This is a genomic window from Mycobacterium sp. UM_11, assembly GCF_001414075.1.
Taxonomy (GTDB): Bacteria; Actinomycetota; Actinomycetes; order Mycobacteriales; family Mycobacteriaceae; genus Mycobacterium.
Window position 1 is genome coordinate 58,771 of the sequence record NZ_LATC01000005.1, and the last position, 25,073, is coordinate 83,843.

At 70.1% G+C, this 25,073-nt stretch carries 16 protein-coding genes; 3 read left to right on the forward strand and 13 right to left on the reverse strand.

Annotation, left to right across the window (positions count from 1 at the left end; all coding sequences use genetic code 11):
- Window positions 1-2: 2 nt before the first annotated feature.
- Window positions 3-1,727, forward strand: coding sequence for a fatty-acid--AMP ligase FAAL21/FadD21 (gene fadD21 / locus WU80_RS02720; RefSeq protein ID WP_055398810.1), 1,725 nt, complete (start codon window positions 3-5; stop codon window positions 1,725-1,727).
- A gap of 8 nt (window positions 1,728-1,735) precedes the next feature.
- Here the strand turns inward: fadD21 and WU80_RS02725 are convergent, their stop codons facing one another.
- From WU80_RS02725 to fdxA, 7 genes are all read right to left on the reverse strand, one after another.
- Entirely contained in the window at window positions 1,736-2,050 is a 315-nt protein-coding gene (locus WU80_RS02725) for a hypothetical protein (protein ID WP_055398812.1), read from the reverse strand.
- Entirely contained in the window at window positions 2,047-3,312 is a 1,266-nt protein-coding gene (sat, locus tag WU80_RS02730) for a sulfate adenylyltransferase (protein ID WP_055398814.1), read from the reverse strand. The genes WU80_RS02725 and sat overlap by 4 nt, the downstream gene beginning before the upstream one ends.
- 50 nt (window positions 3,313-3,362) lie before the next feature.
- Entirely contained in the window at window positions 3,363-4,049 is a 687-nt protein-coding gene (gene cysC, locus WU80_RS02735) for an adenylyl-sulfate kinase (RefSeq protein ID WP_055398816.1), read from the reverse strand.
- Between the two features lie 187 nt (window positions 4,050-4,236).
- Complete coding sequence (gene pks2, locus WU80_RS02740) at window positions 4,237-10,620, reverse strand: type I polyketide synthase (protein ID WP_082459673.1); 6,384 nt, start codon at window positions 10,618-10,620, stop codon at window positions 4,237-4,239.
- A 204-nt stretch (window positions 10,621-10,824) separates the two neighbouring features.
- Window positions 10,825-13,188 carry an APC family permease gene (locus WU80_RS02745; RefSeq protein WP_055398943.1) on the reverse strand — a complete coding sequence of 788 codons (2,364 nt, stop codon included), beginning with the start codon at window positions 13,186-13,188 and terminating at the stop codon, window positions 10,825-10,827.
- 77 nt (window positions 13,189-13,265) lie between these two features.
- Window positions 13,266-14,393, reverse strand: coding sequence for a succinyldiaminopimelate transaminase (gene dapC / locus WU80_RS02750; RefSeq protein ID WP_156349386.1), 1,128 nt, complete (start codon window positions 14,391-14,393; stop codon window positions 13,266-13,268).
- Between the two features lie 11 nt (window positions 14,394-14,404).
- Entirely contained in the window at window positions 14,405-14,731 is a 327-nt protein-coding gene (fdxA, locus tag WU80_RS02755; RefSeq protein WP_055398945.1) for a ferredoxin, read from the reverse strand.
- Between the two features lie 372 nt (window positions 14,732-15,103).
- On the opposite strand from fdxA, the gene WU80_RS02760 reads away from it, so the two are divergent.
- On the forward strand, window positions 15,104-15,436 hold the full coding sequence (locus tag WU80_RS02760; RefSeq protein ID WP_055398820.1) for a hemophore-related protein: 333 nt from the start codon (window positions 15,104-15,106) through the stop codon (window positions 15,434-15,436).
- A gap of 1 nt (window position 15,437) precedes the next feature.
- On the opposite strand, the gene WU80_RS02765 is transcribed toward WU80_RS02760, so the two are convergent.
- The 4 genes from WU80_RS02765 to mshB form a co-directional block, all read right to left on the reverse strand.
- Window positions 15,438-16,202 (reverse strand): maleylpyruvate isomerase N-terminal domain-containing protein, encoded by a 765-nt coding sequence (locus tag WU80_RS02765; RefSeq protein WP_055398822.1) that lies wholly within the window; start codon window positions 16,200-16,202, stop codon window positions 15,438-15,440.
- A gap of 40 nt (window positions 16,203-16,242) precedes the next feature.
- Complete coding sequence (locus tag WU80_RS02770; RefSeq protein WP_082459674.1) at window positions 16,243-18,870, reverse strand: bifunctional FO biosynthesis protein CofGH; 2,628 nt, start codon at window positions 18,868-18,870, stop codon at window positions 16,243-16,245.
- 94 nt (window positions 18,871-18,964) lie between these two features.
- Entirely contained in the window at window positions 18,965-19,426 is a 462-nt protein-coding gene (locus WU80_RS02775; protein ID WP_055398826.1) for a hypothetical protein, read from the reverse strand.
- Between the two features lie 93 nt (window positions 19,427-19,519).
- Window positions 19,520-20,434 carry an N-acetyl-1-D-myo-inositol-2-amino-2-deoxy-alpha-D-glucopyranoside deacetylase gene (gene mshB, locus WU80_RS02780; protein WP_055398828.1) on the reverse strand — a complete coding sequence of 305 codons (915 nt, stop codon included), beginning with the start codon at window positions 20,432-20,434 and terminating at the stop codon, window positions 19,520-19,522.
- A 56-nt stretch (window positions 20,435-20,490) separates the two neighbouring features.
- On the opposite strand from mshB, the gene WU80_RS02785 reads away from it, so the two are divergent.
- Complete coding sequence (locus tag WU80_RS02785) at window positions 20,491-21,105, forward strand: TetR/AcrR family transcriptional regulator (RefSeq protein WP_055398831.1); 615 nt, start codon at window positions 20,491-20,493, stop codon at window positions 21,103-21,105.
- Between the two features lie 18 nt (window positions 21,106-21,123).
- On the opposite strand, the gene WU80_RS02790 is transcribed toward WU80_RS02785, so the two are convergent.
- Complete coding sequence (locus WU80_RS02790) at window positions 21,124-23,001, reverse strand: ABC transporter family substrate-binding protein (RefSeq protein ID WP_197280994.1); 1,878 nt, start codon at window positions 22,999-23,001, stop codon at window positions 21,124-21,126.
- 45 nt (window positions 23,002-23,046) lie between these two features.
- Window positions 23,047-24,936: a translational GTPase TypA gene (typA, locus tag WU80_RS02795; RefSeq protein ID WP_055398836.1), complete on the reverse strand. Its 1,890-nt coding sequence runs from the start codon at window positions 24,934-24,936 to the stop codon at window positions 23,047-23,049.
- Between the last annotated feature and the right edge of the window lie 137 nt (window positions 24,937-25,073).

Sequence of the window (25,073 nt, forward strand, 5' to 3'; positions counted from 1 at the left end):
CCATGCCGAACGCGTCCGTGGTCGCCCTGCTGCGCGAGCGCGCGGGCCTGCAGCCCGACGATGTCGTGTTCGCCTACACCGACTACGAACGCGATTGGGAGGGCGTCACCGAGACGGTGACGTGGGCGCAGCTCTACCAGCGGACCCTGAACGTCGCGCACGAGGTCAAGCGGCACGGCGCCGTCGGGGACCGGGCCGTGATCCTCGCCCCGCAGGGGCTGGACTACATCGTGGCCTTCCTGGGCGCGATGCAGGCCGGGCTGATCGCGGTGCCGTTGTCCGTTCCGGCGGCGGGCTCGCACGACGAACGGGTGAGCGCCGTCCTGGCCGACACCACGCCAACCGTCGTCCTCACCACGTCCCCGGTGGCCGGGGCGGTTTCCGAGTACCTGGGGCCGGGCCCGGTTGCCGTCGAGGTCGACGCGCTGAACCTCGACGACCCGGGCGCGCCGAGCATCCGCATCAGCGGGGCCCCCGACACGGCGTACCTGCAGTACACGTCCGGTTCCACCCGCGTGCCCGCCGGGGTGATGATCTCGCACCGCAACCTGCACGTGAACTTCCGGCAGCTGATGACCGCCTATTTCGCCGAATTCAACGGCGTTCCCCCGCGCGGCAGCGCGGCGGTGTCCTGGCTGCCCTTCTACCACGACATGGGGCTGGTGCTCGGCGTCATCGCGCCGATCCTGGCCGGCTACCGCGCCAACCTGACCAGCCCGGTGGCCTTCCTCCAGCGCCCGGCGCGGTGGATTCAGGCCATGTCGATCGGCGTCCCGATCATCTCCGCGGCGCCCAACTTCGCCTTCGAGCTGGCCGTCCGAAAGACGACGGACGCCGACCTCGACGGCGTCGACCTCGGCAAAGTCTTGGGCATCGTCAGCGGCGCCGAACGCATCCACCCCGCGACGCTGGAGCGGTTCTGTAAACGGTTCGCCCCGTACGGCTTTCGCGAGAACATGATGCACCCCTCCTACGGTCTGGCCGAGGCCACCGTGTACGTCTCGAGCCGCATCGCGAGCGGCCCGCCCGAGATCGCGCACTTCGACGCCGAGAAGTTGTCCGACGGCACCGCCCAGCGGTGTTCGGCCGAGACCGGCTCACCGCTGTTCAGCTACGGCATGCCCGAGTCGCCGGCGGTGCGGATCGTGGACCCCGATACCCACCAGGAATGCCCGCCGGGTTCGGTCGGCGAGATCTGGGTGCACGGCGAGAATGTGGCCGCCGGCTACTGGCAGAAGCCCGAGGAGACCGCGCGCACGTTCGGCGGCATGCTGGCCGACCCGTCGCCGGGCACGCCCGAGGGACCGTGGCTGCGCACCGGCGACCTCGGCTTCGTTTCCGAGGGCGAGCTGTTCATCGTCGGCCGGACGAAGGACCTGTTGATCGTCTACGGGCGCAACCACTATCCCGAGGACATCGAGTCGACGGTCCAGGAGATCACCGGGGGGCGGGTCGCGGCCATCTCCGTCGCGCTGGACGAGACCGAGAAGCTGGTGACCATCATCGAAATGAAGAAGCGCGGCGATTCCGACGAGGAGGCGCTGCGCCGGCTCGCCGTCGTCAAAAACAATGTCACCGCGGCCATTTCCAACTCGCACGGTCTGAATGTCGCCGATCTCGTGCTGGTGTCACCGGGGTCGATTCCGACCACGACGAGCGGCAAGATCCGCCGGGCCGCCTGTGTCGAACAGTATCGCCGCCAGGAGTTCACCCGGCTGGACGCCTGAGCGGCCCGCTAGGTTTGCGATTCGTCCAGGAAACGGCCCATCACGTCCGGGCCGGTCGAGTGCATGTTGATCGACAGCTCGAGCAGCCGGTCCTTGGCCTTCTTCGGCAGTAGCTCGATGGACTTGGTGGTGGCGGAATCGTACTTGGCCCCCGGAAAGCGTTGCAACACAAGGTCCTTCTGCTCCTCGGTGGTGTAGATCTCCAGGAGCTTCATGCCGGCGAAGGCGTCCTTCGCCGAATCGGCCATTCCCGCTTTCGCCAGCGCCTCCAGCCGTTCCTCGTTGATCCAGACGTTGACCTTGATCTTCTTGGCGGCGCTCATGATTCGGCCCCCTCCAGCTGGTTGAGCGTGAACACCGGCAGCCGGTTCGCCAGGTATTCCTCGGTGACGAACGGTGAGCCCTGACCGTATTTCGCGGCGGACTCCAGCACGACCTCGAACACCTCGTGCCGCATGACCTGCTGGGTCGGCTTCACCTCGTCGGTGAGGATGCTGCGGATCAGGCTGCCGCTGAAGCTCTGCGCGTGTGTGTCGTGACCGCACAGCGCCGAGTTGGTCACCTCGCGGCATTCGGGGCAGTACCAGTTCTCCCGCAGGAACACCGGTTTGATGCCGAGGTCCGAGCGGTGATCCTGCAGCAGGTTCTGCGAGTCGTAGGGGTGGTAGAAGTCGCCGACGCCGGCGTGGTCGCGACCGAACATGTGGTGGGTGCAGCCGAGGTTGGTCCGCAGGATCGCGTGGAAGATCGCCTCCCGCGGGCCCGCATAGCGCATGTCCCACAGCGTGAAGGTCACCTTGTGCACGTCCTCGCGGAAGTAGCCGCTCTTGCGCAACTCGTCCTGCGTCAGCAGGATCGCCTCGTCGATGTAGTCCCCCACCCGCTTCTGGCCGATGATCGCGTTCACCAGCACGCCGGTGTTCAGGTTGTCGACGGGCATGTCCTCGTTCGCGGCCAGCCACGCCTGCTTCATCAGCGCCTCGTGACCGGTGTGCGGGACGTTGCGGGTCTGGTGGGCGACGACGTGTTTCCAGTCCTTCTCCGCCAAGGCGTCCTGATGCTGCTTGGGGGTGAGCCAGAAACTCTTGAACGGCTCGTTGAAGACCGGCTCGTTGATCAGCGTGATATCCCCGGCGATGAACCGGTTCGCGTACGCGAGCGTCTTCTTCACCCCCGGGTGCCGGGGATCGGTTGTGCCGTAGGTCTTCTCGGCGAAGTGCTGCAGGTCGTAGGAGTAGATCTCGGCGACCTCGAAGGTGGCCATCGGGGCCCCCAGGTACTCGAGGACGACGCTGCGGCCCTCTTCGATCCCCAGCTCCTCGATTTCGTCGGAGGACAGGTCGAACACGATCGGGATGCTCCACAGCGTGCCGTCCGGCAGCGCCATCTTGTCCAGCGTGGTGTCGACCTCTTGGCGGCCCATGAACCCCGTCAGCGGCGTGAAGAAGCCGTACGACAGGCTGATCACCTCGTGCGCGGTCGCCTTCGAAATGGGCACCCGGGGCAGGCCTTTGATCAGGTCGGCGGCGCCTGCCGTGGCCACCCTTTCCACGATCGGTTTCCCGTTGTGGCCCGTATAGCTCATCTGATGACCTCGCTTCGAGTGCGTGTTCGAGCAGTCCGCCTTGATGCCCGTTATCCCCGTTTGCTAAACCCCTCCTGGCTGCGGGCCAGGGCCGGGATCACACCCACCTTCTCCAGGTGGGCGATCACTTCCTCGGCCAGCGTGTCCGCGTCCTTCTGGCCGCCCTCGAGTCGCAACTCGGGCTGCACCGGAGCCTCGTACGGGTCGTCGATGCCGGTGAATCCCTTGATCTCCCCGGCCCGCGCCTTCTGGTAAAGCCCCTTGGGATCCCGCTTTTCGCAGATCTCTATCGGGGTGTCGATGAAGATTTCCTGGAAGTCGCCTTCGACCAGCGTTTCGCGGACCGCGTCGCGATCGCGCCGGTAGGGGCTGATGAAGGCGGTCAACGCGATGATGCCGGCCTCGCAGAACAGCTTGGACACCGCCCCGATCCGCCGGATGTTCTCCTCGCGATCCTGGGCGGAGAAGCCCAGACCGAACCTCTTGGCGAACTCGGCCCCGTGGCGCGGTTCGAGGGTTCCCGGGCCCGCGTTGAGCCCGTAGCGGACGTTGTCCCCATCCAGCAGATAGCTGCGGACGCCCCGCTCGTAGAGCTTCTGCTCGACGGTGTTGGCCACCGTGCTCTTGCCGCTACCGCTGAGCCCGGTGAACCAGAGGACGCAGCCCCGGTGCCCGTTGAGTTGTTCCCGGCTGCTGCGGCTGATGTGGTGTTCGTGCCAGGTGATGTTGTCCGACATGCTCAGCCCCTCACCACGTCGCTCGCCAGTCAAACCGGGGTGTAGCCATTCGGCTACTTAAGATGGCCAATTTACAGGAGATTTGACGGGCCCCGCCACCGCGCGGCGGCCGCCGGCTCGCCTGGCCGCGGGGTGGCCTTGCCCGACCGTGACGGCAACGATTACGACCGCGATGAGTCGAATTGCGTCAGGATGCCGACGGTGCGAGTTCGGTGGCGGCGAGCTCGTCGCACAGATGCTCCGCCAGATCCCGCACGGTGGTGATCTTGGTGGGGCTGATGCGCACGCCCGTTTCGGTTTCGATGCGGGTGCGCAGTTCCAAATTGCCGAGCGAATCCAGCCCGTAGTCGGACAGGGGACGATCGGGATCGATTGTGCGCCTGAGCAACAGGCTGATCTGGCCGGACACCAGCCGACGGATGGCGGTGGGCCATTCCTCGCGGGGCAACCCCTTGAGCTCGGCCAGGAATCTGCCCGTGTCCGGATCGCCCTGACCCGACGACCGGAACGCCTCGGCGAACCGGCTGCGCTGCGCGAACGAGGTCAACCACGGCGTTCCCGTGATCGGCGCGTAGCCGCAGTAAGCGCGGTCGTAGCGCAGCAGCGACTCGAAGGCGCGGAAGCCCTCGGCGGGCTTGATGGCGATGCCGGCGCCCTCCGCCAGGGCGGTGGCCCGCCCCACCTCGGACCACGCGCCCCAGGCGATCGCGCTGCCCGGCAGCCCCTGCGCGCGGCGCCAGTGCGCGAACGCGTCCAGCCAGCTGTTGGCCGCCGCGTAGGCGCCCTGCCCCGGGGAGCCGACGAGCGCGGCCGCCGACGAGAACGCGCAGAACCAGTCCAGCGGCTGCCCCGCCGTGGCGTGATGCAGGTTCCAGGCGCCGTAAACCTTTGGCGCCCAACACCGTTCGACCAGTTCGTCCGTGACGTTGGTCAACGTGGCGTCCTCGACCACCGCCGCCGCGTGCAACACGCCGCGCACCGGCAGTCCCGTCGCGGTCGCGCACGCCACCAGGCGTGCGGCCGTGCCCGGCTCGGCGATGTCGCCACACTCCACCACGATGTCGGCCCCGCCGGCGGTCAGGCGCTCAATGGCTTGCCGCGCCCGCGCGTCGGGCGCCGATCGGGAGTTGAGCACGAGCCGCCCGGCTCCCCGAGAGGCCATCTCACCGGCCAGGAACAGTCCCAGCCCGCCGATACCGCCGGTGACGATGTAGGCGCCGTCGCCGCGGAACGGCCGCACCTGTTCCGGGGGAACCGTGGCCACGCTGCGCCCGGCCCGCGGCACGTCGAGCACCACCTTGCCGGTGTGGCCGGCGGCGCCGACCAGCCGGACCGCGGCGGCCGCGTCGTGGATCGGGAAGTGGGTGGTCCGCGGCCGCGGCAACTCGCCGTCGCCCGTGCGCTGGTACACCGTGGTCAGCAGCCGTCGGACCGTCTCGGGATGGGTGACCGTCAGCAGCGCCAGGTCGACCGCGAACAGGGACAGGTTGCGGCGGAACGGATAAAGCCCAAGGCGGGTGTCGCCGTAGATGTCGCGCTTGCCCAGCTCGATGAACCGGCCGCCGAAGGCCAGCAATTCGATTCCCGCGCGCTGCGCGGCGCCGGGCAGCGAGTTGAGCACCACGTCGACGCCGTAACCGTCGGTGTCTCGGCGGATCTGCTCGGCGAACTCCGTGCTGCGCGAATCGTAGACGCGTTCAATTCCCATGTCGCGCAGCAGTTGCCGGCGCTGCGGGCTGCCCGCGGTGGCGAAGATCTCGCAACCGGCGGCGCGGGCGATCGCGATGGCGGCCTGCCCGACACCACCGGTGCCGGAGTGGATGAGGACCTTGTCGGTGGGTGCGACCCGGGCCAGATCGTGCAGGCCGTACCACGCGGTCGCCGCGGCGGTGGGTACCGCGGCCGCGGCGTCCAGCGGCAGGCCGGGCGGCAGGACGACCGCGTGCCGCGCGTCGGCGATGACGAACGTACCCCAGCAGCCGTTGCGGGAGATGCCGCCGACCCGATCACCCACCCTCGGCCCGGTGACGTCCGGCCCGACGGCGGTGACCACCCCGGCGAAGTCGCCGCCCAACTGCTGCTGGTAGCCCTCGAAGGTGGGATAGCGGCCGAAGGCGAGCAGCACATCGGCGAAGTTGATGGTGGACGCGGTGACGGCGACCTCGATCTCCCCCGGCCCGGGCGGGACGCGGTCGAACGCGACGAACTCCAGCGATTCGAGGTCGCCCGGGGTGCGGATCTGCAGGCGCACGCCGTCCCGCTCGTGGTCGACGACGGTGGTCTGGCGGTCGGCCGGACGCAGGGGAGCCGACCGCAGCCGCGCGGTGTGCCACTCGCCGTGCCGCCAGGCGGTCTCGTCCTCCTCCGAGCCGCTCTTCAGCTGCAGGGCAACATGTTTGGCATCGGTCGCGGCCTCGACGTCGATCTGGGTGGCGCTCAGGTGCGGGTGCTCGGAATCGATCACCCGCAGCAGCCCGCGCAGCCCGGTCTGCTCCAGGTTGGCCACGTCGCCTGTGGTCACGTTCGCGGCGTTCCTGGTCACCACGAAGAGCCGGGGTGATTCGCCCGGCAACTCGGAGAGCTCGCGGGCGATGGTCGCCAGGTGCGAGACGTAGTCGCGGCCGCCCCGGGTCGGGTCGGCGTCGCCGGCGGGTGGCGCGGTCACCACGACGACACCGGTCAGGCCCTTGAGCGGCCCGTGCCCGTTCGAGGCGGCCGGGCCGTTTCTCGCCAGCAGCGTGCGCAGCTGTGAGGCCTTCGCCGACCCGGGCGGCAGCGCCACCGTGGTGCATTGGGCGCCGTCGGACAACGCCTCGCCGAGTTGCGCCGTCAGCGGATCGGTCACCTCACCGGCGCTGAGCAGCAGCCACGATCCGGGCTCGCCGCGCGACGGGTCGGGAAGCCTGCGGGTCTCCCATTCGATGGTCAACAACCGCTCGCCCAGCAGCCGGCGCGCCCGGTCGCCCTCGGCGGCGCCACCGGCCAGGCGCAGCCCCTCGACGGTCAGCAGCACGGCGCCGGAGGAGTCCAGCACGTCGATGTCCGCCTCACACTCGCCGGGGCGCGACGACGTTACCCGCGCGAGGCAGTATTGCGCGTTGCGCGTCGAGGCATGACTGCGCAGGCGGCGCACGCCGACCGGTAGCAGCAGACCCTCCGCGCTCGCCTTCTGCACCTCGGGATGAACGACGACCGACTGGAAGCACGCGTCCAGCAGCGCGGGGTGGATGCCGTAACCCGACTGCTGGGAGCGGATCGCTCCTGGTAGCGCCACCTCGGCAAGCACGGTACCCGCGCCCGCATCGGAGTTGCGCGCCGCGGCCAGGCCCGAGAAGGCCGGGCCGTACTGAATTCCGATGGCGCCGAACGCCTTTCGCAGTTCGCCGCCGTCGGTGCCGGACGGGTGATTGGCGATCAACGTGGCCAGGTCGTGGGCGGGCGGCTGCCGCGGCGCGGCCCCATCGGTTACCGGTGGGGCGTGCAGGACCGCGGCCGCCCGGCGAACGCGTTCGCCATCGGCGTGGGTGTCCACGGTGAATTCCAGGACGCCGGGAGCGGTGACCGTGGCGGTCGACGATGCCGGAGTCTGCCCGTCCAGCAACAGCGTCTGGTCGAACGTGATGTCGCGGACCTCGGCCTGGCCGCCGAGGGTCGCCCGCGCGGCGGCCAGCGCCATTTCGCAGTAGGCGGCACCGGGAAGCGCTGCCACGCGGTGGATTTGGTGGTCGCCGAGCCATGGGTGCGCCTCGGTGCCGACGTCGGACTGCCAGACGTGGCGCTCGGGTTCCTCGTGCAGGTGGACGTGCGCACCCAGCAGCGGATGGACGGCCTGGACCGACGCGCCGTGCGCCTGCTCTTTCGCCTCGCGGCGCAACATCAGGGTGCGGTGCGTCCAGGCCGGGAGCGGGGCGTCCAGCAGGCGGCCGGTGGGGTACTGCACCGAGAAGTCGACCGCGGCGCCGGCGCTGTGCACGTCGGCGACGAAACCACGCAATCCGGCCGGCAGCTCTTGCTCCCGGCGCATGGCCGCCAGCGCCGCGATCGGCGTGTCGAGGGCGCCGGCGTTCTGCTCGACGGCATGGGTGAGCAACGGATGCGGCGCCAGCTCCCCGAAGACGCGGAACCCGTCCTTGAGGGCGGCCTGTACCGCCGCCGCGAATCGCACGGTGTGGCGCAAGTTTTCGGCCCAGTAGTCGGCGGTGAACGACGGGCGTTCGCGGGGGTTCCACAGCGTGGCCGAGTAGTAGGGAACGTCGGACTCCCTCGGCTCGAGGCCGGCGAGGGCCTCGAGGAGTTCGTCGAGGATCGGTTCCACCTGCGGCGAGTGCGAGGCCACGTCCACCGCCACCTCACGCGCCAGCACGTCCTGCTCGCTCCAGGCCGCGACCAGATCCCGGATCGTCTGCGCGTCGCCGCCCACGACCGTCGACGTGGGTGAGGCGACCACGGACAGGACCACGTCGGTGATGCCGCGGATGGACAGTTCCGAGAGCACCTGTTGGCCGGCCAGTTCCACCGACGCCATGGCGCCGCTGCCGGCGATGCGCGCCATCAGCGCCGAGCGGCGGCAGATGACGCGCACGCCGTCTTCGAGCGACAGGCCGCCGGCGACGACCGCCGCGGCGGATTCACCGAGCGAATGCCCGATCACGGCGCCGGGGCGCACCCCGTAGGACTTCATCGTCTCGGCCAGGGCGACCTGCATCGCGAAGATCGTCGGCTGCACGCGGTCGATGCCGGTGACCACCTCCGGCGCCGACATGGCCTCGGTGACCGAGAAACCCGATTCCGCGGCGATCAGCGGCTCCAACGTGGCGATCGTCGCGGCGAACACCGGCTCCCTCGCCAGCAGTTCGGCGCCCATCCTCGGCCATTGCGAACCCTGGCCGGAGAACACCCACACGGGCCCACGATCGTCCTGCCCGACGGCGGGCTGGTAGGGCAAATCCCCGTCGGCGACGTCGCGCAGGGCCGTGCCCAGCTCACCGAAGTCGCTCGCCGACACCACCGTCCGCACCGGCCGGTGCGCGCGCCGGCGCGCCAGGGTGTAGCCGAGGTCGCGCAGGCTTACGGTGCCGGCGTGCTCGTCGACCCAGGCCGCGAGGCGGGCGGCCGTGGCACGCAACTGTTCCGCCGACGTGGCCGACACGGCAAACAGCAACGCCCCGCCGGTGATCGGAGCCGGCTCCCCCGCCCCGTGCGGCGGCGCCTCCTCCAAGACGGCGTGCACGTTCGTGCCGGATATGCCGTACGACGACACCGCGGCGCGGCGCGGGTGGTGACCGTCGGTGGGCCAGGACGTATTGGCCTGCGGCACAAAGAGTTCGGTCTCGATCTCGGCCATCCCGTCGGGCAGGCGGGTGAAGTGCAGGTTCCGCGGCACCATGCCGTGCCGCAGCGCGAGGATCGCCTTCATCAGCCCCAGCGGTCCCGACGTCGACTGCAGGTGGCCGAAGTTCGTCTTCACCGAGCCCAGCGCGCACGGCCCCTCGGTCCCGTACACGGCGGCCAGGCTCGAGTACTCGATGGGATCGCCGACCGGCGTGCCGGTCCCGTGCGCCTCGACGAAGCCAACGGTGGCCGGGTCGACGCCGGCGGCCGCCAGGGCCTTCCGGTAGACGGCCACCTGGGCGGTTTCCGACGGCGCCGCGATGTTCACGGTGCGGCCGTCCTGGTTCGCGGCGGTGCCGCGCAGCACGGCCAGGATGCGGTCGCCGTCGCGCTGCGCGTCGTCGAGCCGCTTGAGCAGCAGCATGACGCAGCCCTCGCCGGACACGAAGCCGTCGGCCGCCACGTCGAAGGCGTGGCAGCGGCCGGTCGGCGACAGCATGCCCTGCAGCGAGCCCGACACGGACTTGCGCGGTTCCAGCGTCACGGCGACGCCCCCCGCGAGGGCAACGTCGCTTTCCCCGCTGTTCAGGCTGCCGCAGGCCTGGTGAACGGCCATCAACCCCGACGAGCACGCGGTGTCCACGGTGACCGCCGGGCCGTGCAAACCCAGCGTGTAGGCGACCCGCCCCGAGGCGAAGCTGTTGGAAGTCCCGGTGAATCCGTACGGCCCCTCGGCGGCACCGCAGTCGGCGGAGAGCAGTTCGTAATCGCCGTGGGTCAGTCCGACGAAGACCCCCGTCTGCGAGTGGGCCAGGCCCGCGGGATCGAGGCCCGCCTGTTCGATGGCGTCCCAGGACGTCTCCAGCAGCAACCGGTGCTGCGGGTCGATCGCGGTGGCCTCGCGCTCGGTCATGCCGAAGAAATCGCAGTCGAAGCCGCCGACGTCGTCCAGGAAGGCCCCCCACCGCGTCACCGACCGGCCCGGCACTCCGGGCTCGGGGTCGTAATACAGGTCGGCGTCCCACCGGTCGGCGGGAATCTCGCCGACGAAATCCTCTCCGCGCAACAAGGCCTCCCACAGCTGTTGCGGCGAGTCGATGCCGCCGGGAAGCCGGCAGGCCATGCCGATCACGGCAACGGAGGTGGCGGCGTTCGCGAGAGGCAACGTGCGGTCCCCTGTTCTCCGCTGGTGGGCGGTCGGCGGCCGTACGAATGCTCGGCAGAGCCCCCCCGTGCGCATGGGCGCACCACCGCTCACGCATCCGGGCTCAGGATTCGTAAAGTGCGGTATCAGCTTAGCGACCCGAACTCCGTGCGCTGCGCGGTTGGAAAATTTCGGGCGCACAACCGGTCTCGGGCCGGGATCGGGCGAAACTCGGGTGGCGCTGGCGTGCCCGCGCGCGCGGGGACGAAAGGACTTGGCGGGGAACCTTATTCGCGAAGGTTATGTCCCTCCGCCATCACCGGATTTGTCGGATTCGACAGCGTCGGCCGGGTCTTCGATCACCCGATAGGTCGGGTCCACCATCGTGATGGGCCGGGTGCCCGATTGCCGGGCCTTCCCGCTGACCCGCAAAACCTGGCCGGGCTGGATGTCGGCGCCACCGTGGCCGGGCCGGAAGGTGATCGTCAATTCCCCGCTGTTGTCCCCGACGACGACCTCGCGCAGGGTGCGCCCCCGGTCGTTGACGTCCTCGACCTCGCTGACCCGGCCCTCGACGGTGGCCCGTTGGCCGGAGATCAGGCCGGCCACCAGGATGACCGACGCCGGGCGCTCCGGGTGCTCGTAGGCGTCCACCTTCTCGTCCTCGCCCTTGGACACCCACGCCTCGAGCTTGTCGATCTCGCCGGCGATCCGTTGCTCGACGGTGTCGGGGTAGGCCTCCCTGATCCGCGATTCCACGTCGTACGGCACGATGGTCGCCGCCGCGTCGGGGATCAGGCTCACCGCGCTGGAGATCTTGTCCGCGGTGCGGTCGTGCAACAGCCGCCCCAGCAGCCGCCCGAAGGTCCGGCGCGGCAGGAGCACGGTCACGTTGGTGCGCGCTTGTTCGTCGCGGGCCTTGGCGACAAACAGCTGCGCGGCCCGGATGATCCGCCGGTCCGGGCAATCGACGACCCGCAGCGGGGTATCCAGATCGAAGTGGTCCCAACGCTTTCGCAGGACGGCGGCGTGGGCCGGGTCCACCATGAAGTGCACCGCCGTCAGCTCGTCGGCACGCAGTCCCCTGCCGTAGCGCAACGCTTCGATCACCGCCAGGTCGACGGAGTCGACGAACACGAACACCCGGTGCCGCGCGTACTTCACCAGCTCCGGGCGGTCGGTGCGGAACATCTCGAGAATGGCGGCCTCGGCGCGGTATTCGCGGTTGAGCCGGGTCAGGATGAACACCAGCAGCGGGAAAACCACGACCACCAGCCACGCGCCCTCGGTGAATTTCGCGACCGCGAAGATGCCGACCACGATCGTGGACAGGATCGCCGCGGACAGGTTGATCGCCAGGCGGCGGCGCCATCCCGGTTCGCGGTGCGTCAGATGGTGTTTGGTCATGCCGTAGCCGGCCATCGAGAACCCGGTGAACACGCCGATCGCGTAGAACGGGACCAGCGCGTTGACCGAGCCGCCCGTCACCACGAGCAGCACCACCGACAGCGCGGTCAGGGTGATGATGCCGTTCGAAAAGACCAGCCGGTGCCCGCGTTTGGTGAGTTGGCGCGGCAGAAAGCGGTCCTCGGCGACGAAACTGGCCAGCGCCGGGAATCCGTTGAAGCTGGTGTTCGCGCCGGTGAACAGGATGGCGGCGGTCGCGGCCTGGACCAGGGTGTAGAAGACATTGCCGAGCACGCCGTTGCCGAAGACGGCGCGCCCGATCTGCGAGAGCACCGACGGGTACTCGGTGAGATACGGCGTGGCGTGGGTGACGTGGGCCAGATAGGCGACGCCGGCCAGCAGCAGGCCGAGGATGGTGGCCATGGCGGTGAGCACTCGGCGGGCGTTGCGGCCCTGAGGCTTTCGGAAGTGATCCACGGTGTTGGAGATGGCCTCCACCCCCGTCAGGGACGAGCCCCCGTTGGCGAAGGCTCGCAGCAACACCAAGATCGTGGCCCCCAGCACCAGGCCGTTGCCCTGGTGAACGGGCACGGTTCCGGACAGGTGCGCGGGATCGTAGATCGGCAGATTGCCCAGGGCCGCGCGGATGACGCCGACCACGATGGTCAGGCCGACCATGCCGATGAAGGCGTAGGTGGCGAGCGCGAACGGCAGCCCCGCCTCCTTCAGCCCACGCAGGTTCGCGTAGCAGATGGCGAGCACCACCCCGACCGTGATTTCCAGGCTGTACGGGCCCAGCGAGGGGACGGCCGACACCACCGCGACCGTCCCGGCCGCCGACTGCACCGCGACGGTGACCACGTAGTCGATCAGCAGCGCGGCGGCGGCGATCTGCGCCACCCGGGGCCCGAAATTCTCGCGGGCGACGATGTAGGAGCCGCCCGCTCGGGTGTACGCCATCACCACCTGGCGATACGAGGCGGCCACCAGCACCAGGATGAGCAGGATGACACCGGTGATCGGAAGCAACAACACGAAGGCGGCCAGCCCCGCGTGGGGCAGCAACTCGATCAGGATCTGCTCGGGGCCATAAGCGACGGACGAGACCGCGTCCGGCGAAAGCGCGCCCAGGGCAACCGGATTCGACAACTTCTCGGAGGCGATGTCCTCGGTGACCAGCGGCTTGCCCAGGAACACCCGCTTGGCGATGTCCCCGACCGAAAGCGGGATCCGTAGCTTGCCGGCCGACGTGGTCACGACCACCGTCCTTAACTCGAGCGGGCGAACACCTCCGATGCATTGTGCACGGTCGCCGCCGTCCCGGTGGCGGCTTGCTAGGCCAGCCGGTGCACCGCGGCGGCGATCCGCTCGTCGGTGGCCGTCAGCGCGACGCGGACGTGCTGTGCGCCGCGCGGGCCGTAGAAGTGGCCGGGCGCCACCAGGATGCCCCGTTCGGCCAGCCAGGTGACGCTGTCGGCGCATGGCTCGGCGCGGGTGGCCCACAGGTACAGGCCGGCCTCGGAATCCTCGACGGCGAATCCGGCGGCGCGCAGGGCCGGCAGCAACGCGGCCCGCCGCCGCTCGTACCGTTCGCGCTGCGCCCGCTCGTGGGCGTCGTCGTCGAGGGCGGCCACCATGGCCGCCTGCACCGGCGTCGGGACCATCATCCCGGCGTGTTTGCGCACCGCCAGCAGCTCGGCCACCAGATCGGGGTCACCGGCGACGAACCCGGCGCGGTAGCCGGCCAGCGACGAGCTCTTCGACAGCGAGTGGATCGCGAGCAGCCCGGCATGGTCGCCGTCGCACACCGAGGGATGCAGGATGGACAGCGGTTGGGCCTCCCAGCCCAGCCCCAGGTAGCACTCGTCGGAGGCCACGATGCTGCCCCGGTCGCGCGCCCAGCCGACCACCTTGCGCAGGTGGTCGACGCCCAGCACACGCCCGGTGGGGTTGCTCGGCGAGTTCAGGTAGACCAGGGCCGGCGATTGCGGGCCGAGCTGGGTCAGCGAATCCGCGCGCAGCACCGTCGCGCCGGCCAGCCGGGCCCCGACGTCGTAGGTCGGGTACGCCAGCTCGGGCACCACGATCGCGTCCGCGGGCCCGAGTCCGAGCAGGCTCGGCAGCCAGGCGATGAGTTCCTTGCTTCCGATCACCGGCAGGACGGCGGCCTCGGTCAGCCCCGTGATGCCGAAGCGCCGCGCCAGGGCGGCGACCGCCGCCTCGCGCAGTCGCGGGGTGCCGGCGGTGGCGGGGTAGCCGGACGCGGAACCTGCGGCCGCCAACGCGTCGGAGATCACCGGCGCGACCGGATCCACCGGGGTGCCGACGGACAGGTCGACGATGCCGTCGGGATGCGCGACGGCCAGCGCCTTCGCCTCAGCCAGTGTGTCCCAGGGGAATTCCGGCAGGGCCGCCGAGACCCGCCCGCGGGTGGCTCGCGGCCGCGCCCCGGGCTTATCCAGCACCGGCCCGCTCAGTCGCCCTCGCCCTGCGGCGGCAGGTCCTTGACCACCTGCGGGTCGTTCTCGGTCATGCCGACCTTGGCGGCGCCGCCCGGCGACCCGAGCTCGGTGAAGAAGTCGGCGTTGATCTGCGTGTACTGGCTCCACTGCTCGGGCACGTCGTCTTCGTAGTAGATCGCTTCGACGGGGCAGACGGGCTCGCACGCACCGCAGTCGACACACTCGTCGGGGTGGATGTACAGCATCCGCGCGCCCTCGTAGATGCAGTCGACGGGGCACTCCTCGATGCATGCCTTGTCTTTGATGTCGACACAGGGCTCGGCGATCGTGTAGGTCACAGACGTCTCCTCCATGTACTGCGGTGTGGGCTGCTCTTCGGCTCGCGCCCGGTGCTTCCGGCCGCTCCAGACAAAGCTTTCGGTTACTGATACTAGACGTTGCACATACACGTCAACCACTTGGCACGCCCGTTGAATCGACGATTTAAGACCACCAGTCTCGCAAGCCGCGACCGGGGCCCGTTTCGCCAAGGGCGAACACCGCCCCCGGGCCGCCGACCTGCGCATAGTCGCAGTCCAGCCGGGTTCGGCGATATTCGTTGAGATAGAAGCACGGTCGTGGCGCCTGGTAGCCTCGACCGGAAGACGGCAACCGCTGGGCAGATGTCGTCGCCTTTAAAAGCGGTGCATTAACGGGGAAGGTGTCCACACATGAGGCTGTCGTTGACCAAATTGACCGTTGCGGTGGGTAGCGCTGCAGTGGCGTTGACCGCCGGCGCCGGGATCGCATCCGCGGACCCGTCGGACGCGATCATCAACACCACGTGCAACTACGGGCAGGTGATCGCGGCGCTCAACGCCACCGACCCGGCGGCCGCCGCGCAGCTGAACAACTCGCCGATCGCGCAGTCCTACATCCGCAACTTCCTGGCCGCGCCGCCGCCGAAGCGCCAGCAGATGGCCCAGCAGATCCAGGCGATGCCGTCGGCGATGAAGTACTACGACGACATCAACCAGGTCGCCGTCACCTGCAACAACTTCTGAGTCAGTAACCGCTGAGCAGGCCGCGGACGCGGCCCAGGGTTTCCGGTCCGACGCGGCTGCAGATGCGCGACGGGTCCGCGGGCTTACGACCCCAGAGCAGCAGCACGCGCGCGGCCGGATCGGTTTCCAGCGTGGCGGGTCCCTCGGGTTGCCTGAGTTCGATGGCGGTCCGGTCCGCCTCGGCGCTGATCAACACGTCGTCGGTGCCGGGGGTCCGCAGCCGCGCCTCGACGCGTTCGTCCGGCCGTAGCCGCTTGGCGCCCTTGACCAGCAGCGGCTTGCCGACCGCCAGGACGCTGTGGGTGGTCATCCAGGGCTCGGCCAACCGCGCCTGAGCGGCGGCATCATCACCGGTGATGTCCCAGCCATGCAGCACGAGCTCCTCGCGCATGTGCTCGGCGAACCAGGGCACCTTCATGGTGCGGCCCGTCCAGGCCACGTCGGTGTCCTGCGGCACGGCGTCGGCCTCCGCCGAGACGGCGCTCAGGGTGGCCATCCGGTCGAGCAGGGCGTCCCACAACTGGGCGTCGGTCAGGGCGCGCAGCGGTCCCTCGCGCTCCTCGAAGGAGCGCGTGCCGACGGTTTCACCGGCCAAGTGCGCGCCCAGCACCCGGGCGAGCTCCTCGGCGTTGCCCGCCTGATGGATGACGATGTCGCGCACCGTCCATGCCTCACACCAGGTTCCGGCGTCGGGCCGCCGCCGCTGCACCGCGTCGACGAACGGCCGCCACTCCGGGAACCGGTCCTCATCGATGTCTTGCTTCACGGCGTCGGTTATACCCGCCGCCGGTGACACGCAAGCGCCGCTACGCCGCCCGCGGGGCGTACGTCGTGGTGCGCTGACGCGCCGGGCGCCCGATCCCTTCGGCGATGGCCGTCAGCTCTTCGACGGTCTTGGCCGACCCGTGCTCCGAGCCGGCCATCCGCGAGATGGTCTCCTCCATCAGGGTGCCGCCCAGATCGTTGGCGCCGCCGTTGAGCATCACCTGGGTTCGCTCGACGCCCAGCTTCACCCAGCTGGTCTGAATTTGGGATATCCGGCCGTGCAACATGATTCGCGCCAGCGCGTGCACGGCCCGGTTGTCGCGGTGGGTGGGACCGGGCCGGGCGGCGCCGGCCAGATACAGCGGCGAGCTCTGGTGCACGAACGGCAGCGGCACGAACTCGGTGAACCCGCCGGTGCGATCCTGGATCCCGCGCAGCACGTTGAGGTGGGCGACCCAGTGCCGCGGGCTGTCCACGTGGCCGTACATCATCGTCGACGACGAGCGCAGGCCCACCTCGTGCGCGGTGGTGACGATGTCGATCCATTCCGACGTCGGCAGCTTGCCCTTGGTGAGCACCCAGCGCACCTCGTCGTCCAGGATCTCGGCGGCGGTGCCGGGGATGGTGTCCAGCCCGGCCTCGCGCAGGCTGATCAGCCACTCGCGCACGCTCAGCCCGCTCTTGGTCACGCCGTTGGCGATCTCCATGGGCGAGAAGGCGTGCACGTGCATAGACGGCACCCGCGCCTTGACGGCGCGGACCAGGTCGGCGTAGCCGGTGACCGGCAACTCGGGGTCGATCCCGCCCTGCATGCACACCTCGGTGGCGCCCTCGACGTGCGCCTCCCACGCGCGGTCGGCCACCTCTTGCGTCGACAACGAATACGCGTCGGCGTCACCCTTGCGCTGCGCGAACGCGCAGAACCGGCAACCCGTGTAGCAGATATTGGTGAAGTTGATGTTGCGGTTCACCACGAACGTCACATCGTCACCGACGGTGTCGCGGCGCAGCGAATCCGCCAGCGCGGCAACGGCTTCCAACGCGGGCCCGTCGGCGGTGGCCAGCGCCAGGTATTCGCCGTCGGTGCAGCCGGCGGGATTGCGCTCGGCCGCCCGCAGCGCGGCGAGCACGTCGGTGGCTAAGCGCTCTGGCGCTTTGGCGCCCTGGGCGGCCAACTCGTGGACGTGGGCGCGGATCGATTCCCAGTCGCCGAATGCGCTGTCCAGATCGCTGCGGGCTTCGGTCGCGCGGCCCTCGGTGTCGATCGCCTCGTTGAGGTCGGTCCGCCCGGCGGACGCGACGTCGTCGGGCTCCTGCCACGGCAGCCCCACCGGGTTGACGTCGCGGGCCAGCCCGGTAGCCGGATCGGCCAGCGCCATGACGTGGCCGCGCACCCGCGGGTCGATCCACGCCGCGCCCGCCTGCACGTATCTCGGCTGGGCGGTCAGCCGCTGCACCAGTTCGTATCCCGCCTCGGCGGTGACGTCGGCCAGCTCGTCGAGCGCGGGCCACGGCCGCTCCGGGTTCACGTGGTCGGGCGTCAGCGGCGACACCCCGCCCCAGTCGTCGACCCCGGCGCCGACCAGGGCCAGGCACTCGTCGCGGGACACCAGGTTCGGCGGCGCCTGGATGCGCATGCCGGGACCGAGCACCAACCGCGCGACCGCCACCGTCGCCAGGTAGTCGTCAATTCCCGCGTCCGGGACGGCGGCCATCGCGGTGTGCTCCTTGGCCCGGAAGTTCTGCACGATCACTTCCTGGACGTGGCCGAACTCCTTGTGGGACTTGCGAATCGCGTGCAAGGTCTCGGCCCGCTCGGTCAGCGTCTCGCCGATTCCGACCAGCAGACCGGTCGTGAACGGAATGGACAACCGGCCGGCGTCGGTGAGCGTGCGCAGCCGGACCGCCGGATCCTTGTCCGGACTGCCGTAGTGCGCAAGCCCTTTCGTTTCGAACAACCGACGCGACGTGGTCTCGAGCATCATGCCCATCGACGGCGCCACCGGCTTGAGCCGCGCCATCTCCGACCAGCTCATCACGCCGGGGTTCAGGTGCGGCAGCAGCCCGGTCTCTTCGAGCACCCGGATCGCCATGGCCCGCACGTAGGACAGCGTGGAGTCATATCCGCGTTCGCCGAGCCACTGCTGCGCCTCCGGCCACCGGTCCTCGGGGCGGTCGCCAAGGGTGAAAAGCGCTTCCTTGCAACCAAGTTCGGCCCCGCGACGGGCGATGTCGAGGATTTCGTCGGGCTCCAGATACATCCCCGCCCCCTGCGCGCGCAGCTTGCCCGGCACGGTGACGAAGGTGCAGTAATGACACGTGTCGCGGCACAAATGGGTGACCGGGATGAACACCTTGCGCGAATAGGTGATCGGCAGCCCGCCGCCGGGGCCGCGCCGGCCGGCCGACGTCAGGCCCGCGTCGCGCACCCGCGCCGCGCTCGCGCACAAATCCGCGAGGTTTTCACCCCGCGCGGTCATCGCGACGGCAGCCTCATCGACGTTGAGCGCGACGCCGTCTCGGGCGCGGCGCAACACCCGCCGCAGCGCCGAGGCGCTGGTCTTAGGCGGAACCACAGGATTAGGAAGAGCGGTAGGCTCCTCGCCCGGAGTCAGCGGCACCTTCGTGTAACTTCCCCACGATCGAATTTCATCCGCGTGTCCCAACATGTGAAATTTTCTCCGACCCGTGCGGGCCCCGTCTGCGCAACAGTAAACAGTAGCGTCAGGGCCGCAACCCGGGACATCCCGGCCCGCGCGAACCTCAGGCCCCGCGACCCCGCCGCCACAGCACCCAGAACGGCGGCGCCACACCGAGCACGATCAGCAGCAGGGCCCCGTAGGCCAGCAGGCCGCGGCCGCCCAGGATGACGTCGTCCGCCGGGCCGCCCATGCTGATCACGGCCACGGTGAGCAGCCACGTCCACAACGGCAGCGCGGCCAGCCGCGACGACGTGGTCCACCGCCCGGCGGCCCACACCAGCGCGGCATTGACCAAGCCGGAAATCAGGCCGCTGATGGGAAACGGGACGGCCCCGATATAGGACGGCAGCAGCAGGGCCCCGGCAAGTGCGGAGAGGACCCCGTCGACCGCGAGCAGCGCCAGGACAACGAAACGTATCGCGGGGTCTGTCGCGCCGGCGTCCTCGGTGGATGCGGCGCGCGGCTTCGTTTCGGTCAGGTCGGGACGCTGTCGATGTTGGAGAGTATCGAGCCGATAACCCACTGCAGGCTGTCGAGCCGGTCCTGCCAATGCTGCTGATTAGGGTCCAGGTCGGGGTCCATGCGAAGTCCTTCCGTGGCTGCCTGATTGAAAAGCCTACCGCGTGTCGACCGCGCTGAAATTAAGCCCCGCAAGCAGATCTGTTTCCCAGCCGCGCCCGTCGCGCTCGCCCGCCGCGCCGGCGGCCAGCACATAGTGCTCCTCCGCCACGATCGGCAGCGCCATGTTGTTCGACAGCGCACAGGTCCGGCCGGTCGGGCCGATGACCACCTGGGTGGCGTGCGCGGCCAGTGCCGCCCGCTTCGCCTCCCACGCCAGCGGACCCGCCTCGACGACGGCGTCGATCTTGTCGTCCGAATAGCCGAAATCGAACTCGTCGCGCGGCGGAATCGCCCAGTGCGGCAGCAGATCGTTGTCGTCCAGCGTCTCCCACGCGGCCTCGAAGGCGCTCTCGGCCACCACGGTCCAGTAGAACTTCGGCACCGTCCATGGCTCGCCCGGAAAGTCGCCGGAGCCGGCCTTCAAACCGGCAGCGGCCACGGCGACCGTCGTGACCGTGTGGGCGTGGACGTGATCGGGGTGGCCGTAGCCGCCGCCCGGGTCGTAGGTCACGACCACGTGCGGGCGCTGCTCGCGAATGACCGCGACCAGCGCGCCGACGGTTTCCCGCTCGTCGGCGTCGATGAAGCGCTGGCGCCGCCGCGGGGGCGTGCCCCGCATGCCCGAGTCGCGCCAGCGCCCGGCGCCCCCCAGGTAGTGGGGCGCGCCGACGCCCAGCGCGTGCAGCGCCGCGGTGAGCTCGCCGATGCGGTAGCCCCCCAACTGATCCGCGCGGTCGACGGCCAGCTCGGCCCAGCGGTCCCCGATGACCTCGCCCTCCTCGCCGAGCGTGCAGGTGACGACCCGCACGTCGGCCCCGCGGGCCGTGTAGTGGGCGATCGTCGCCCCGTTGCTGAGGCTCTCGTCGTCGGGGTGCGCGTGGACGAACAGCAGCCGCGGAGTGTCGGGCATGACGGCACCCTACCCGCAGCAGTAGCGATAGGAACGCATGCGGCTACTATCGAGGAATGCCGCAGCTCACCCAGACCGCCCCGGCCGGCGGCCGGAGCCGCCGACGGGGCGAGGTCCTCGAACGGGCGCTCTACGAGGCCACGCTGGCCGAGCTGGCGGAGGTCGGGTACGGCGGGCTGACGATGGAGGGAATCGCGGCGCGGGCCCACACCGGTAAGGCGGCCCTGTACCGGCGGTGGGCCACCAAGTGCGAGCTGGTGCACGCCGCGTTGGTGCACACCCTGCCGCCGTTGCCCGAGGCGCGGCCCGGCCGTTCGGCCCGGGAAAACCTGCTGACGGTGTTCACCGCCCACCGCGACGTCTGCGCCGGCAAGACCGCCTTCCCCGGCATGGCCACCGTCAACCAGCTGCTGCACGAGCCCGAGATGCGCGCGATCTTCGCCGACGCGGTGGTGGCGCCGCGGCTGCGGATCGTCGAATCGATCCTGCAGGCCGCCGTCGCGGAGGGTGACCTCGACCCGGACATGATCACCCCGCTGACCGCGCGCATCGGCCCCGCGTTGATCAATCAGCACTTCCTGCTGACCGGGTCGCCACCCAACCGGCGGGAGCTGGCGCTCATCGTGGATGCCGTGATGCCGCCGCGGGCGGCGCGGGCGGCCCTGGACTAGCGAGCCGCCGGGGCCGGCTCAGGGCCCGGTCTTGATCCATTGGCCGGCGTCGCCGACGATGCCGACCGGCACCGCACCCGACAGGCCCACGTTCTGCACGCTGGGGCCGGCGGCGACGATCGTGGTGTCCTGCAGGATCGGCAACACGGTGGACATGTTCCACAGTCGCGGCTCGACCGCGGTGATCACGTCGTTGATGTTCTTCGTCCCGTTCAGCGCGGCGTCGATGTTCGACTGGACGCTGCGATCGCAGATGCCGGTGAGGTTGGACGGCGCCTGCACCAGCGCGTTGGGGTCCGCCGGCCGGCTGGGCTGGGTCGACGGCGTGGTGGCGGGGGTGCCCGGCCGACCGGTCGTCGGGGCCGCCGAGGTGGGCGCCCCCGGGGACGTCGGCACCTGCGTGGACTCCAGCGCCGGGCAGCCGTACCGCGAGGCCAGCCGCGTGGCCAGGTTCCCACCCGCCTGATGCCAGCCGACGATCGCGTCCACCTGGTTGTTGTTCAGCGCGTCGCGATACAGCGTGACCGGGTCCAGCGCCAGCACGCTGGCCGCGATGCCGACGTTGCGCAATTGGTCGGCGGCGGTGTTGGCCACCGCGACCGACGTCGGGTCGTTCGCGGCCACGCCGATGACCAGCGAAAGTTGTTGGCCGTCCTTGCTGATCCGGCCGCGGATGACCTCGGGCGGTCCCCCGGTGTTCGTCGGGGTGGGCGCCGGCGAGCCCGACGCGTTGCCCTCGACCTTGTAGCCGGAGCCCTCCAGCAGGGCCAGCGCCGCCGGCGTCGTCATCGCGGGCGGCGCGGTCGGCTCGTAGCCCGGGTCGCTGGGCGCCCGGATCTGGGCCTGGTCCAGCGTGACGGTGTTGTCGCTGCCCGCGCCCACCGCCGCAAGCAGGTCGACGTCCAGCAGCCCGAGGATCGCCTTGCGCACCTGCGCGTCGGACAGCTTGGGCTCGTTGGCGCGCAGCGTCAGCTGCATCACCCGCGGCGTCACGATCCGGGCCGTCCGCACGTCGGGGATGGCGGACAGCTGCGCGAACGCCGCGGAACCGCCATGCACCTGGGCCACCTGGGTGTCGCCGTTGCGCACCGAATCGGCCAGCGCGGCCGGCGCCCCGGCCCGCCGGAAGAGGATCAGCGCGGGCTTGGCCGGTGGGCCCCAGTAGCGGTCGTTGCGGGCCACCAGGATCTCGTCGCGCTGCGGATCGATGCTCTCGACCCGGAACTGGCCGCCGGTCACCGGAAGCGCCCGGGCCAGCCCGGCCGCGAAACCGCCCGGCACGTCCTTGACGATGTGCGCCGGAAGGAGGTTGGAGAACAGCTCCTTCCACGAGGGGTACGGCTGGGCGAAGGTGACCACCGCCTGCTTGCCGCCCTCGAGCGACTGCACGCCGGTGATGAGGTCGTAGCCGGCTGGGTCGACGACGCCGGGCTGGCTGACCATCTGGTGCCACAGGTACCAGAAGTCGTCGGCCGCGATCGGGGCGTTGTCCGTCCACTGCGCCTCCGGCCGGATCTTGTAGGTCACCGTGAACGGGTTCTGGTTGGTGACGTCGGCGGACTCCAGCAGGGTGGGGTCCATCTCCCAGCGCGAGCCCGTCGGCGTGGCGGGATCGGGCACCGGGCGGAACGCGCTCGGCAGGACCAGCGCGCTGATCGCCGCGTTCACCGGGGACAGGTCGGACAGCAGGTGCGGGTTGAAGCCGGCGCCGATCGAGTCGATGCCCATGATGATCTGGGTGGGCCGCGGCGGAGGTGGTGGCGAGTTGTGCGGCGTGTCGGTGCTCTGCGGCGCCGGCGGGGGGTTCACCGTGCACGCCGCGAGCGCCAGCCCGGTGAGCGAGACGAGCACGCCGACCGTCACGAATAGTCGGCGGACGCGGCTCGGCATGCCGATCAGGGTATCGAGCAGCTGCCCAGCAGCCCGCCCAAGCACGCGCGATTAACCCCGGGCCTTGGCCCGCGAGCGGCTGCGGGCCCGGGATGTGGCGTCCAGCTCCACCTTGCGCACCCGGACGATCTCCGGGGTCACCTCCACGCACTCGTCCTGGGCGCAGAACTCCATGGCCTGTTCCAGGTCGAGTTCGAGCGGCTTGGCCAGGGTCTCGATCACGTCCGCGGTCGAGGACCGCATGTTGGTGAGCTTCTTCTCCCGGGTGACGTTGATGTCGAGATCCTCGGCGCGCGGGTTGATCCCGACGACCATGCCCTCGTAGGTGTCCTGGCCCGGTTCGACGAAGAACTGGCCGCGGTCGGCGAGCTGAATCAGCGCGAACGGCGTGATGACCCCGGATCGGTCGGAGACCAGCGACCCGGTGTGGCGGGCGCGGATCTCCCCCGCCCACGGCCGGTAGCCGTCGAACACCGCGTTGGCGATCCCGGTGCCGCGCGTGATGGTGAGGAAGTCAGTGCGGAAACCGATCAGGCCGCGGCTGGGCACGATGAAGTCCATCCGGACCCAGCCCGCCGCGTGGTTGGTCATCTCCTCCATGCGGCCCTTGCGCGCGGCCATCAGCTGGGTGATCGCGCCGACGAACTCCTCGGGGCAGTCGATCGTCATCGCCTCGAACGGCTCGTGCAGCTGACCGTCGATCGTGCGGGTCACCACCTGCGGCTTGCCGACGGTCAGCTCGAAGCCCTCCCGGCGCATCTGTTCGACCAGCACCGCCAGCGCGAGCTCACCACGGCCCTGCACCTCCCACGCGTCGGGCCGGCCGATGTCCACCACCCGGATCGACACGTTGCCGACCAGCTCGGTGTCCAGGCGGTTGCGGACCATGCGCGCGGTCAGCTTGTGACCGGACACCTTGCCCGCCAGCGGCGACGTGTTGGTGCCGATGGTCACCGAGATCGCCGGCTCGTCGACCGTGATGCGCGGCAGGGCGTGGGCGTGGTCGGGGTCGGCCAGGGTGTCCCCGATCATGATCTCGGGCAGCCCGGCCACCGCCACGATGTCACCGGCGATCGCCTCGTCGGTGGGGCTGCGCTCGACGCCTTCGGTCGCGAGCAGCTCGGTGATCTTGGCGCTGGTGATCACGGGCAGGCCGTCGACCTCCCGCATCCAGGCGACCTGCTGGCCCTTGCGCAGCTTGCCGTTGTAGATGCGGATCAGGGCGAGCCGGCCGAGGAAGGCCGACGCGTCGAGGTTGGTCACCAGCGCCTGCAGCGGGGCCTCGGGGTCCCCCGACGGCGGCGGGATGTGCTCCATCAGCACGTCGAACAGCGGGTCCAGGTTGTCGCCGGCGGGCACCTCGCCGTCGGCGGGCTGCTCGGTGCTCGCGATGCCCGCGCGTCCGGACGCGTACAGCGTGGGCAGGCCCAGCGCGTGTTCGGCGGCCTTGGCGGCCTCGTCGTCGAGGTCGGACGCGACGTCGAGCAGCAGGTCGTGGCTGGCGTCGACGACCTCGGCGATGCGGGCGTCGGGACGGTCGGTCTTGTTGACGACGAGGATCACCGGAAGGTGCGCGGTCAGCGCCTTGCGCAGCACGAACCGCGTCTGCGGCAGCGGCCCCTCGGACGCGTCGACCAGCAGCAGCACGCCGTCCACCATGGACAGGCCGCGCTCCACCTCGCCGCCGAAGTCGGCGTGCCCGGGCGTGTCGATCACGTTGATGACCGTGACGGTCCCATCCGGGTTGACGCGGTGCACCGCGGTGTTCTTGGCCAGGATGGTGATGCCCTTTTCCTTCTCCAGGTCACCGCTGTCCATGATGCGTTCCTGGGTGTCGTCGCCGCGGTGGTGCAGCGCCCCGGACTGCCGCAGCATCGCGTCCACCAGGGTGGTCTTGCCGTGGTCGACGTGGGCGACGATGGCGACGTTACGGAATGGCACGTCGGTGATTGTGGCAGCGCGGGGCCGTCAAAGGCGAACCGGCAGGTGCGGCCCGCCCGCCGAACGGTGTGCGTCCGGGGCGGCCCGTCGCGGCGTTTCGCCACCCTGACCGCGCACCGAAAGCCCTGGATGCAGCC

Bases quoted from the DNA above. Each gene is read 5' to 3' on its own strand.
- fadD21 (WP_055398810.1), top strand. From the start codon at position 3: ATGCCGAACGCGTCCGTGGTCGCCCTGCTGCGCGAGCGCGCGGGCCTG.
- sat (WP_055398814.1), bottom strand. From the start codon at position 3,312: ATGAGCTATACGGGCCACAACGGGAAACCGATCGTGGAAAGGGTGGCC.
- mshB (WP_055398828.1), bottom strand. From the start codon at position 20,434: ATGCCCGACACTCCGCGGCTGCTGTTCGTCCACGCGCACCCCGACGAC.
- pks2 (WP_082459673.1), bottom strand. From the start codon at position 10,620: ATGCGCACGGGGGGGCTCTGCCGAGCATTCGTACGGCCGCCGACCGCC.
- WU80_RS02725 (WP_055398812.1), bottom strand. From the start codon at position 2,050: ATGAGCGCCGCCAAGAAGATCAAGGTCAACGTCTGGATCAACGAGGAA.
- WU80_RS02785 (WP_055398831.1), top strand. From the start codon at position 20,491: ATGCCGCAGCTCACCCAGACCGCCCCGGCCGGCGGCCGGAGCCGCCGA.
- cysC (WP_055398816.1), bottom strand. From the start codon at position 4,049: ATGTCGGACAACATCACCTGGCACGAACACCACATCAGCCGCAGCAGC.
- WU80_RS02760 (WP_055398820.1), top strand. From the start codon at position 15,104: ATGAGGCTGTCGTTGACCAAATTGACCGTTGCGGTGGGTAGCGCTGCA.
- WU80_RS02770 (WP_082459674.1), bottom strand. From the start codon at position 18,870: ATGTTGGGACACGCGGATGAAATTCGATCGTGGGGAAGTTACACGAAG.